This window comes from Kitasatospora sp. NPDC043949 (assembly GCF_056435365.1).
Window position 1 is genome coordinate 309792 of sequence record NZ_JBWKEQ010000002.1, and the last position, 10941, is coordinate 320732.

The 10941-nt window shown below is 74.0% G+C and carries 13 protein-coding genes; 8 read left to right on the top strand and 5 right to left on the bottom strand.

Annotation, left to right across the window (positions count from 1 at the left end; all coding sequences use genetic code 11):
• Positions 1–19 precede the first annotated feature (19 nt).
• Both AC07AL_RS03530 and AC07AL_RS03535 read left to right on the top strand, forming a co-directional pair.
• Positions 20–868, top strand: a complete 849-nt coding sequence (locus AC07AL_RS03530) for an ABC transporter permease (protein WP_478316701.1) — start codon at positions 20–22, stop codon at positions 866–868.
• A 64-nt stretch (positions 869–932) separates the two neighbouring features.
• Positions 933–2075, top strand: a complete 1143-nt coding sequence (locus AC07AL_RS03535) for an ABC transporter ATP-binding protein (RefSeq protein ID WP_400804872.1) — start codon at positions 933–935, stop codon at positions 2073–2075.
• 80 nt (positions 2076–2155) lie between these two features.
• On the opposite strand, the gene AC07AL_RS03540 is transcribed toward AC07AL_RS03535, so the two are convergent.
• Positions 2156–2815, bottom strand: coding sequence for a response regulator transcription factor (locus AC07AL_RS03540; protein ID WP_363579664.1), 660 nt, complete (start codon positions 2813–2815; stop codon positions 2156–2158).
• A gap of 44 nt (positions 2816–2859) precedes the next feature.
• Positions 2860–4062: a sensor histidine kinase gene (locus AC07AL_RS03545; protein ID WP_478316679.1), complete on the bottom strand. Its 1203-nt coding sequence runs from the start codon at positions 4060–4062 to the stop codon at positions 2860–2862.
• A 179-nt stretch (positions 4063–4241) separates the two neighbouring features.
• Here AC07AL_RS03545 and AC07AL_RS03550 point away from each other — a divergent pair, with 179 nt between their 5' ends.
• The 4 genes from AC07AL_RS03550 to AC07AL_RS03565 all read left to right on the top strand — a co-directional run bounded on the left by AC07AL_RS03550 (position 4242) and on the right by AC07AL_RS03565 (position 7426).
• Positions 4242–5180 carry an ABC transporter ATP-binding protein gene (locus AC07AL_RS03550; RefSeq protein ID WP_363579408.1) on the top strand — a complete coding sequence of 313 codons (939 nt, stop codon included), beginning with the start codon at positions 4242–4244 and terminating at the stop codon, positions 5178–5180.
• Entirely contained in the window at positions 5177–5932 is a 756-nt protein-coding gene (locus tag AC07AL_RS03555) for a hypothetical protein (protein WP_363579409.1), read from the top strand. The genes AC07AL_RS03550 and AC07AL_RS03555 overlap by 4 nt, the downstream gene beginning before the upstream one ends.
• Positions 5933–5955: 23 nt before the next feature.
• Positions 5956–6702: a hypothetical protein gene (locus tag AC07AL_RS03560; RefSeq protein ID WP_478316681.1), complete on the top strand. Its 747-nt coding sequence runs from the start codon at positions 5956–5958 to the stop codon at positions 6700–6702.
• Between the two features lie 142 nt (positions 6703–6844).
• Positions 6845–7426, top strand: a complete 582-nt coding sequence (locus AC07AL_RS03565) for a DUF2269 domain-containing protein (RefSeq protein ID WP_478316683.1) — start codon at positions 6845–6847, stop codon at positions 7424–7426.
• A 24-nt stretch (positions 7427–7450) separates the two neighbouring features.
• Here the strand turns inward: AC07AL_RS03565 and AC07AL_RS03570 are convergent, their stop codons facing one another.
• The 3 genes from AC07AL_RS03570 to AC07AL_RS03580 form a co-directional block, all read right to left on the bottom strand.
• Positions 7451–8224 carry a peptidyl-tRNA hydrolase gene (locus AC07AL_RS03570; RefSeq protein WP_478316685.1) on the bottom strand — a complete coding sequence of 258 codons (774 nt, stop codon included), beginning with the start codon at positions 8222–8224 and terminating at the stop codon, positions 7451–7453.
• A gap of 165 nt (positions 8225–8389) precedes the next feature.
• Positions 8390–8929 carry a hypothetical protein gene (locus AC07AL_RS03575; protein WP_400804851.1) on the bottom strand — a complete coding sequence of 180 codons (540 nt, stop codon included), beginning with the start codon at positions 8927–8929 and terminating at the stop codon, positions 8390–8392.
• 86 nt (positions 8930–9015) lie between these two features.
• Positions 9016–9948, bottom strand: a complete 933-nt coding sequence (locus AC07AL_RS03580) for a hypothetical protein (protein WP_350875123.1) — start codon at positions 9946–9948, stop codon at positions 9016–9018.
• 122 nt (positions 9949–10070) lie between these two features.
• On the opposite strand from AC07AL_RS03580, the gene AC07AL_RS03585 reads away from it, so the two are divergent.
• Together AC07AL_RS03585 and AC07AL_RS03590 are read left to right on the top strand one after the other, a co-directional pair.
• The gene (locus AC07AL_RS03585) at positions 10071–10442 is read left to right on the top strand and encodes a YbjQ family protein (RefSeq protein ID WP_363579424.1); all 372 of its coding nucleotides are present in this window, start codon (positions 10071–10073) and stop codon (positions 10440–10442) included.
• 136 nt (positions 10443–10578) lie between these two features.
• The coding region (locus AC07AL_RS03590; protein ID WP_478316703.1) for an NAD(P)-binding protein at positions 10579–10941 on the top strand (363 nt) is incomplete at its 3' end.

Here is a 10941-nt window from a genome sequence, read left to right on the forward strand (position 1 = left end):
AGCATCGAGGAACCGCACAATCCACACAACCACCCCCCCCCCCCCCCCCAACACCCCACCCCCCCCCCCCCCCCCCCGGCGCCGGCGCACCCACCGCGTCCCGGTCACGCTGCTGCTCCCGGCGCTGCTCGGGCTGGCGTTCCTGATCCTGCCGCTGGTCGGCCTGCTCGTCCGGGCGCCCTGGAGCGGCCTGTCCGAGCAGCTCACCAGCGCCGCCGTCTGGGACGCCCTGCGTCTGTCGCTGATCTGCGCGACAGCGGCCACGGCGGTCTCGCTGGTCCTCGGCGTCCCGCTGGCCTGGCTGCTCGCCCGCACCGAGCTGCCGGGCCGACGGGTGATCCGGGCCCTGGTCACCCTGCCGCTGGTGCTGCCGCCGGTGGTCGGCGGCGTGGCACTGCTGCTGGTCCTCGGACGGCGCGGCATCGTCGGTTCCTGGCTGGACTCGGCCTTCGGCATCACGCTGCCGTTCACCACGACCGGAGTGGTCATCGCCGAGGCGTTCGTGGCGATGCCGTTCCTGGTGATCAGCGTGGAGGGTGCGCTGCGCGCCGCCGACCCCCGCTACGAAGAGGCGGCCGCGACCCTGGGCGCCTCCCGGCTGACGGCGTTCCGCCGGGTGACCCTGCCGCTGATCGCCCCGGGGATCGCCGCCGGGGCGGTCCTCGCCTGGGCCCGGGCGCTCGGCGAGTTCGGCGCCACGATCACCTTCGCGGGCAACTTCCCGGGCCGCACCCAGACCATGCCACTGGCCGTCTACCTCGCCATGGAATCGGACCCCGAGGCGGCGATCGCGCTGTCGCTGGTCCTGCTGGTGGTCTCCGTCGCGGTCCTGGTCGGCCTGCGCGACCGCTGGATGTCGACCCCGTGACGGCCCCGCGAGCCCCGGGCCGGAGCCCGGCCACCGCTGCCCCGACCCCCTGGACGCCGCCCCGATGAGCACCTCCCCCACCGACCCCACCGACCCCACCGACCCCACCGACTCGGCCGACCCCGCCTCCACGGCCGCCGCGGCTGCACCTGCACCCGCCCTCGACGCCCGGCTGCGGGTGGAGCGCGCCGCGTTCACCCTCGACCTCGCCCTCACCGCCGCACCCGGCGAGGTGATCGCGCTGCTCGGCCCGAACGGCGCCGGCAAGTCCACCGCCCTGCGCGCCCTCGCCGGGCTGCTCCCGCTCACCGGCGGCCACCTGCGCCTGGACGGACGCCTGTTGGAGGAGCCCGGGCAGCGCGTGCACACCCCCGCCGAGGAGCGTCCCGTCGGTGTGGTGTTCCAGGACTACCTGCTCTTCCCGCACCTCAGCGCGCTCGACAACGTCGCCTTCGGCCCGCGCTGCCAGGGCCGCCCCAAGCGTGCCGCCCGGGCCGAGGCGGCCGGTTGGCTGGAGCGGATGGGCCTGGCCGACCACGCCTCCGTACGACCCGGCAGCCTCTCCGGCGGCCAGGCCCAGCGGGTGGCGCTGGCCCGGGCGCTGGCCGTCCGCCCCCGGCTGCTGCTGCTGGACGAGCCACTGGCCGCTCTGGACGCCCGCACCCGGCTCGACGTACGCGCCCAACTGCGGCGCCATCTGGCCGAGTTCGAGGCCGTGGCGGTGCTGGTGACGCACGACCCGCTGGACGCGATGGTACTCGCCGATCGGCTGGTGGTGATCGAGAGCGGGCACGAGGTGCAGTCCGGCAGCCCGGCGGAGGTCGCCCGGCGGCCGCGCACCGACTACATCGCGCGCCTGGTCGGACTGAACCTGTACCAGGGCGTGGCCGACGGCCACCAGGTCACGCTCACGGCCGGCACAGTCCTGGCCACCACCGAGGAGCTGTCCGGCCCGGCCTTCGTCGCCTTCCCGCCGTCCGCCGTGACCCTGCACCGCGAACGGCCCCAGTCCAGCGCGCGCAACGTGTGGAAGGCCGAGGTCACCGGCCTGGACCTGCACGGCGACCAGGTGCGCGCCGACCTCGCGGGCGAACTCCCGATGGCCGCCGACCTCACCCCGGCCGCCGTCGCCGAGCTGGGGCTGGCGCCCGGATCCGAGGTCTGGGCCTCCGTCAAAGCCACCCAGACCCACGCGTACCCGGCCTGACCCCGACACCGCGCCGGGCCGGGCCGGGCCGCGCCGGGCCGCCCGCGTCCCCGCCGAGCTCCTGCCCGCTGCGCTCTGCGCTACTCCGACGGCTCGACGAAGCCCGACTCGTACGCGGCGATCACCGCCTGGGTGCGGTCCCGCGCCCCGAGCTTCGCCAGCACACTGCTGACGTGGGTCTTCACCGTCTGCACGCCGAGGAACAGCAGCTCGGCGATCTCCCCGTTGCTGAGGCCGCGCGCGACCAGCCGCAGCACCTCCGCCTCGCGCTCGGTCAGTGCCGCCCGCTCCATGGTCGCGCGGGCGGCGGGATTGCCGTGGCCGGCCGCGAGGCGGCGGATCGTGGCCGGGAACAGCAGTGACTCGCCCGCCGCCACCAGCCGTACCGCGTGCGCGATCTCGGCCGCTCGGGAGCGCTTCAGCAGGAAGCCATCGGCGCCCGCGCGCAGCGCCTGGTAGACGTAGTCGTCGTTCTCGAAGGTGGTGACGACCAGGATCTTCGGCGGCTGGTCCCCCGGCGCGCCGGGGCGCAGGAGCTCGCGGGTGGCCGCCAGGCCGTCCAGCACCGGCATCCGGACGTCCATCAGGACGACGTGCGGGCGCAGCGTGCGGGCCAGCGCCACCGCGTCGGCGCCGTCGGCGGCCTCACCGACCACCCGTAGGTCCCCCTGTGCCTCCAGGACGGCCCGCATCCCGGCCCGGACCAGTTCCTCGTCGTCGGCGAGCAGGATGTCGATCATCCCGGCGGAGCCCCTCGACGGTCCGTCGCCCACAAGATCGTTCGTCACGAGCCCAAGCGTAGGGGCAACCGGACGGCGAGCACCCACTCCCCACCCCCGTCGCCCGAAACCCCGGCGGTGGCCTCCCCGCCGAGCAGCGTGGCGCGCTCCCGGATGCCGCGCAGCCCCTTGCCGCCCTTGCCCGCCGCGCCGCCCGGGAGGCGCGCCGGAACGCCGCCGACCGCCGGGCGATTGGCGCAGCGCAGCTCCAACTGCCCTCCCTGAAGGGCGATCCGGACGCTGACCGGCTCGCCGGGCGCGTACTTGAGCGCGTTGGTGACACCCTCCTGGACGATCCGGTAGGACTCGCGGGAGAGCACCCCGGGCAGCGCGCCCGCCGACACCTCGATCCGCGCCTCGACCGGGCTCCCGGCCGACCGGGCGGTGTCGAACAGTGCGGGCAACTGGTCGACACCGGGCTGTTCGGTGGCCGTTCCGTTGACGGCCGCGCCCTCCGGCGTCTCGCGGAGCAGGACGAGGGTGCGTTCGAGGTCCTCCATGGCCCGGCGGCCGGTCTCCTCGATGACTTCGAGCGCCTTGGCGGTGAACACCTGGTCCCCGACTTCCCGCGCGGCACCCGCCTGAAGGACCGTCACCGTCAGTGCGTGGCCGATGGAGTCGTGCAGCTCGCGGGCCAACCTGTTGCGTTCCAGCAGCCGTTCGGCGCGCAGCTCCGCCTCCGCCAGCCGCTCCGCCGGGGATGGCCCCAGAAGCCTTACAGCCATGGCGAGTTGGAGGCGCCCGGCGGACACCACCAGCCAGCCGTAGCCGATCACCAGCACCGGGGCGAGCGGGAGGTACCAGAACGAGTCCGGTCCGGTCAGCAGGTCGTAGCCGCTGGTGAGGCCGAAGGCCGTCGCGAACCCGACCACCGAGCCGAGCACGACCCGCCCGATCAGCCAGCCGGCGGTGCGCCGCCGGTCCGCCCAGGTGCGGGAGGACTCGGCGGCGATGTCCTCCTCGCGGTCGGGCAGCAGCAGCAGTCGCGCCTGCACCCCCTCGGCGCGCCGCGTCGCGGGGACGAGGGCGACCAGGGCGAGCAGGGCGGTGTCCACCGCGGCGCCGGCGACCACGATCTCGCCCAGGCTCTTGTGGTACGTCCCCGGGTAGATCATCAGGACGACGCCCACGAAGATCCACCCGACCAGCAGATGCAGCAGGCGCGCGTACGTGGCGCCGGCCAGCAGCGGCGCGAGGATCCTGGGCATTCCACCATCCTGCCAGCTCAGCGGTCGGCCCGGGCTCCCCCGCCGGCCTGCCGCCGTCTCCCTCCCGGGAGGGAGACGGCTCCCGACCCCGGCGGGATCCGCCGGTACGGCCCGCTCCGGTCGAATGTGACCACCAGCCGGACGACCCGGCACCGGAGCACCGAGAGGGGAGCGCGGCCGTGATCGAGATCCAGGGCCTCACCAAGGAGTACGACGGTCGGCGCGTCGTCGACGACCTGTCCTTCGAGGTCCGGCCCGGCCTGGTGACGGGCTTCCTCGGCCCGAACGGCGCCGGTAAGAGCACCACCATGCGCCTGATCCTCGGCCTGGACCGCCCCACCGCCGGTAGCGCCCTGGTCGGCGGCCGCCGGTACGCCGAACTCGTCCAGCCGCTACGGCAGGTGGGCGCCCTGCTGGACGCCCACGCCCTGCACGGCGGCCGCACCGCCGCCGGCCACCTGCGCTGGCTCGCGGCGAGCAACGGCCTGGCGCCGCGCCGGGTGGACGAGGTGCTCGCCCAGGTCGGCCTGACGGACGCCGCCGGACGGCGGATCCGCGGCTTCTCCCTCGGTATGCGCCAGCGCCTCGGGGTGGCCGCCGCGCTGCTCGGCGACCCGCCGGTGCTGCTGCTGGACGAACCGGTCAACGGTCTCGACCCGGAGGGCATCCGCTGGATCCGCACCCTGTTGCGCGAACTGGCCGCCGAGGGCAGGTCGGTGCTGGTGTCGTCCCACCTGATGACCGAAATGGCGCTCACCGCCGACCACTTGGTGGTCATCGGCCGTGGTCGGCTGCTCGCGGACGCCGCCACCGCCGAGTTCATCGACCAGCACGGCCGGACCAGGATCCGCGTCCGGGCCGTCAACTCGGCCAAGCTCGCCGCCCTGTTCGGCGGCGACCTGCTCCGGCAGTCGGACACCGCCGGCAACCTCACCGCGACCGAGGTCGACGACGGCGCCTGGGAGGTGACCGGCGCCGAACCCGAGCAGATCGCCGCGCTCGCCGCCGCACACGGCGTGGTCCTGTACGAGATCGCGGTCCAACAGGACTCGCTGGAGGAGGCGTTCATGCGGATGACCGCCGACAGCGTCGAGTACCGCGCCGAGGCCACCGCATGAGCCCCGACTCAACTCTCCGGCACCACCTCTGCGCCTTCGACGCCGAGCGGATCAAGCTCACCACCCTCCACTCGCTCTGGATCACCCCGCTGCTCGCCTTCGCGCTCACCGTGGGCACCACCACGGCGATCGGTGCGGCCCTCGGCGGCTCGGAGCACAACCTCACCGACGACCCCGGCGTGGGCGTCTTCTACGGGCTCAACTTCGGCCAGGCCGCGCTGGTCTGCTTCGCGGTCCTGCTGATCGGCCAGGAGTTCAACACCCGCATGATCGACGTCTCGCTGACCGCCGTCCCCCGGCGCGGACGGCTGTACGGCGCCAAGCTCACGCTCGGCGCGCTGGTCGGCCTCGGCGTCGGCGCGGCGGGCACGGCGGGCGCCTTCGCCGGGTACGCGGCCACCGTCCCCGGCGACTGGGACGGCCCCGCCTTCGTCCGCAGCGCCACCGCCGGCGTGCTCTACCCGGTGCTGCTGGTGGTGTTCTGCCTCGGCGCGACCGCGCTGCTCGGCAACCTCACCGCCGCCATGGGACTGCTGGTCCCGGTCTTCTTCCTGCTCTCGCCGCTGCTCGGCGGCGTGGCCGGGGTGCGGCAGGTGGCCCAGTTCCTGCCCGACCGGGCCGGCCAGTACGCGATGCACTACGCCGACGACCCGCAGGTCTCGTACGGGCACTGGACCGGACTGCTGATCATGGCCCTGTGGGCCGGCGCCGCGGCCTACGGCGGCCTGCTCGCCCTGCGGCGCGCCAAGTGACCACGAACGAAGGGAAGATGACCATGAGCGCGGCCCACGCCCTGCGCGCCGAACGGATCAAGTTCACCACCCTGCCCTCCCAGTGGGCGGCCCCGCTGGTCGCCCTGGTCCTGACCGTCGGGGTCACTACGGCCGTCAGCGCCGCCTCCGACCCCAAGACCGTGGCCCCCGGCACTGACCCGGCCAACGGGATCTACTACGGGCTGCTCTTCGGGCACGTGGCCGTGGCCTGCCTCGGGATCCTGCTGATCGGCCAGGAGTTCAACACCCGCATGATCAGCACCTCGTTCATCGCCGTCCCCCGGCGCGCTCGGCTGTACGGCGCCAAGCTCACGCTCGGAGCCGGGCTGGGCCTGCTGCTCGGGCTGGCGTCGACGGCGGGCTCGTTCCTGGCCGTCGACGCCACCGTCGGACTGGACTGGTCAACCCCCGGCCTGGCCCGCAGCTTCGTGGCCGGCGCGCTCTACCACCCGCTGCTGGTGCTGCTCTGCCTCGGACTGACCACGATGCTGGGCAACTTCAGCGCCGCGCTCGGCCTGCTCGGCCCGATGGTGTTCCTCGGCACCACCTGGCTGGCGGCCATCCCCGGCGTCCGCGAGGTCGGCCAGTTCCTGCCCGACCGGGCCGGCCTGTACGCGATGCACACCCGGACCGAGGCCGGCATCCACTACGGCCACTGGACCGGACTGCTGATCATGGCCCTCTGGACGGCCGCAGCCGCCTACGGCGGGCTGCGGGCGATCCGGCGGCACCAGGCTTCCGGCGAGTAGCGCCCGACGGCGGGCGGCGGGCCGGCGGGCGCATCATGCTCTGACGCCGGTGGCCGGCCGCAGCCACCGGCCGGCGACCACGGCGCTCGCCACGAGAGCCTGACGCAGGCCCCCTCCCCCGTCGCCTCCCGAAGGACCCCGTATGACCACCCCCGCCGCGTCCTCCGCGGCAACGCCCCGTCCGGGCACCCGGCAGCCCAAGAACTTCCGCCTCTCACCGACTGCCCGCAAGAGCGCGGTGGTCGTGCACATCGTCAGCTCGGTCAGCTGGCTGGGCCTGATGCTCTGCCTGCTCACACTCGGCGCGACAGGGCTGCTGACGGACAGCGCGGAGACCCTGCGCAGCGCCTACCGGATGATGCCGCTCCTCGGCGACGCGCTGGTCTTCCCGCTGAGCCTGCTCTCCCTGCTGACCGGACTGCTCCTCGCGCTCGGCACCCCCTGGCGCCTGTTCAGGTACCGCTGGGTTGCCGTCAAGTTCTGGCTCACCCTGGCCGCCACCGCCGCCTCGATTTTCGAACTCACCGCCCGGCTGCACGAAGCGGCCCATCTGGTGGACCAGCACCCCACCGGCACCATCGCGGACATGCACCTCGGATTCACCCGCTACAACCTGGTGATCATCCCGATCGTCGCGCTGTCGGTGTACGTCGCCAACGTCGTGCTCTCCGTCGTCAAACCGTCGGGACGCCACCATGCCCGGTCACGGCCCAGTGGCGGGTGAGCCGAGGCAGGGCCGAGCTCGCTGTCAGACCTCAGCAGTCCCCCGCAATGCCGGGTGGTCCGCGATCACCGTGCAGCTACCCGGCGCGATCTCGGTGAAGCCCGCATCCCGGACCAGCGGCAGACCGCTGGTGACCAGCCCCTCCCACGCCTCCGCCGGGGCCGTCCGCACCGCGAGCGCGAATCCGGCCTCGGCCCACTCCTTGCGCTGCGCCTCGTCCAGCCGCCACCAGGCCAGCTGGGCGGCGTGGCCGGTCTGCGCCATCGTCTTGCCCGCGCTCATCTCCAGCTCCGGGTTGAGCCACAGCACCGGCAACCCGGGCTCAGGAGCGCCGACCTCGGTGGTCTCCTCCAAGTCCGTCCCGGAGACCTGGAGCTTGGCGAGGTCCTTCGGCCAGCCGTCCAACGGCACCGGCGGAAACACCCGCACCTCGGCCTCCCGTCCGCTCACCGTGATCCCCGGCAGTTCGCCCGCCCGGCGCCACTCCCCGCCCCGGGCCCGCCGGACCACCTTGCGGATCCGGGCGTCCTCCCAGGCCTCGACCCGCTCCGCCCACTCGCCGTCCGTGTCGGTCACCCGCGAGTCGGACAGCAGGGTGAGCACCGCCCGGGCCGAGGTCTCCAGCGCGTCGGTCCGCCCGGGCGGCGTGGCCTTCTCCAGCCGGACGAGCAGCGGCAGCACGTACTGCGGCCGCGCGTCACGGTCCGCCGGGGCCGGGGCGTCGTCGGCAGCGGAAACGGGCGCCGGAGCGGGATCGGAAGCGGCATCGGGAGCAGGGGTGTCGAACGGAGAAGTCACCCGTCCAGCATGCCAGCCCCGCCACCCCGGTGATCACGCGGTGCCGGGAGCCCGTACGACCCGCCCCGAACCACCCGAGCCGCCGCCATCTCCACCCCCGTCCCTACACGCCCCTGCCCCCGCACGCCCCCGCCCCCACACACCTCCGCCCCCGCACACCGCCGCTCAGCGCAGCCGCTGCCGCAGTTCGTCGACGGCCGACCGGATGCCCGCGCTGTAGGCGTCCTCGGGGAGCGCGTCCAGGCTGCGCACGGCGCGTTCCAGCTGCTCGCGCGCGAGGTCGGGCTCGCCGAGCTTGAGGTGGTCCGAGGCCAGGTTGAGGTGCAGCGAGGGGTAGAACGCGCGCACCTGGAGGGCGGACTCGTAGGTCTGGGCACGCTCGGCGGTCAGCGAGTCGGCGGCGGCCAGCGCCCGCCGGTCCCACTCCAGCTCGTCCTGCGGATAGTCCTGTAGGTCGGCCAGGTAATGGGCGAGGACGCAGCGGTGGAAGACGTCGCCCCGCTCGCCGAGCGCCGCCCAGAGCGCCTCGAAGCTGGCCCGCGCCTCGGCCGTCCGCCCGCGCTGGGCGGCCTGCACGCCGTCCAGTCCGAGCGCGATCCGGGTGAGCACCTGGTCGTCCCGGCCCGCCGGACTGTCCGCCCGGGCCGGACCGTCCGCCCCGTCCGGTCCCCCGGGTACCGCACGCACATCAGACGTATCGGACATGCCCGCAGCCTAGTCGCCCACCCGTCGCAGCGCCCGAAGAGCACTTCGCACCATCCCGACCAGGGCCGACCCGGCCCGACGGCCGGTCAGCGCCGGTAGCCGCGCTGCGGGTCCCGCGCCTCCGCGTCCTCGTACGTCAGGAACCAGCCCTCCGGGTGCGTGGCCGCCAGCAGCACCTCGGTGCGCTGCTCGGCGCCCAGCTCCGGGTCGCCGTCGTCCGGTCCGTAGACGCCGAACAGTTCGTCGTGACAGCCGTCCCAGTCGTAGTCGTACAGGTCGGCCGGCAGGTCGCCCATCATGTCGGCCACCGACTCGGGCTGCGCGCCGAGCAGGGCCCGGGCGTCCACCAGGGCCATCCGCAGCCCGATGTCCTCGGCCAGACATCGCGGCAGCGGCCATTCACCGAGCGCGAGGTCGTCGGCCAGGTCGTCGAAGGCCCGGGCCATGGCGCGGCGCCAGTTCCGGTGCAGCCGCCAGGTGCGCTGGGGCAGGCGGGCGTAGACCGCCCAGTCGGCGTCCTCGCCGTCGACGACCGGGTCGTCACCGTGCTCGTCGAAGTCGTCGTAGGCGGCGTCGGCCAGGCCGATCAGCTGGGCGTGCAGGAGGCAGGCGGTGCGCGGGGTGAGGGTCCAGTCCGCGCCGGCGCCGCCGTCCTCGTCCTCGTCGCCCTCCAGCGGGAACAGCTCGGCGAAGTCCGGCGCGAAGTCCTCGGTGACGCTGATCTCCAGCGTGCCGCCGATCGCCTCGACCCCGGGGATCGCGGCCACCAGCCGGTCCGGGTGCAGCAGGGCGCCGAGCGCCGCGTTGGCGTCCTCGGAGACCTCGCGCAGCAGCTCGCGGCGCTGGCCGGCCGGGTCGACGCCCTCGAACACCAGCTCCTCGACGGCCCTGATCGCGGCGGCGCGCAGCGCCGGCCAGTCGGTGATCCGCAGGCCCAGCACCACCGTCGCCTCGATCTCCTGCGCGCCGGAGTCCTCCGCCGCGCCCGGCCCCTGTGGATGATCGCTTCGCTCGCCCATGGGGCTACGGTACGGCCTTTCGGCCGCCCGATCACCGGTCTGAACCAGCTTCTGGACCCCTTCTCGGCCATCGCCCGGCCCCGCCTCGATCACTCGGACGTACGACACGGCAGGATGGACCCATGGCTGACATCAACGAGTACGGCGGCGGGCAGGGCCCGAACGCCGACGTCCTGGTCGTGACCACCAACGACATCCCCGGCTTCCGGGTCGATCATGTGATCGGCGAGGTCTTCGGGCTGACCGTGCGCAGCCGCCACCTTGGCAGCCAGATCGGCGCCGGACTGAAGTCGCTGATCGGCGGCGAGCTGCGGGGCCTGACGAAGACCCTGGTCGAGAGCCGCAACGAGGCGATGCAGCGGCTGATCGAGCAGACCAAGGCGCGCGGCGGGAACGCGGTGCTGATGATGCGCTTCGACGTGACGGAGGCGGCGGACGTCGGCACCGAGGTCTGCGCCTACGGCACGGCCGCGGTGATCTCCCCGGCCGTCTGACGCGTCGCCCGCGCGGGGCGCCACGCGGCGGGACCGCAAGCACCCGCGGACGCGGGAACACCCGCCGCACCCCCGATGTTTCACCGGCGTGACTGTTTACGGTGCAACCAATGGCGGGCAGCGGCACGCGGACGTCCTGGTAGTGGACGTCCACGTGGTGGACATCCTGGTGGTGGGCGCCGGACAGGCCGGACTGTCCGCCGCCTACCACCTCCGCCGCCGCGGCTTCGCCCCCTACCGGGCGGACGCCGACGGCGGCTTCGTCGTGCTCGACGCCAACCCCGCACCGGGAGGCGCCTGGGCGCACCGCTCACCGTCCCTGCGGATGGCCACCGTGCACGGTTTCCACGACCTCCCGGACGCCGAACTCCCCGCGCCCGACCCCGAGGCCCCGGCGCGCGAGGCTTGGGTTCTAGCGGTCGTCGCAACACCCGAGCTCAAGGTGTGCGATGGACTTCGAGATCCGAGGGGACCGGAAGCCGCAGGGGCCCAGGAAGCT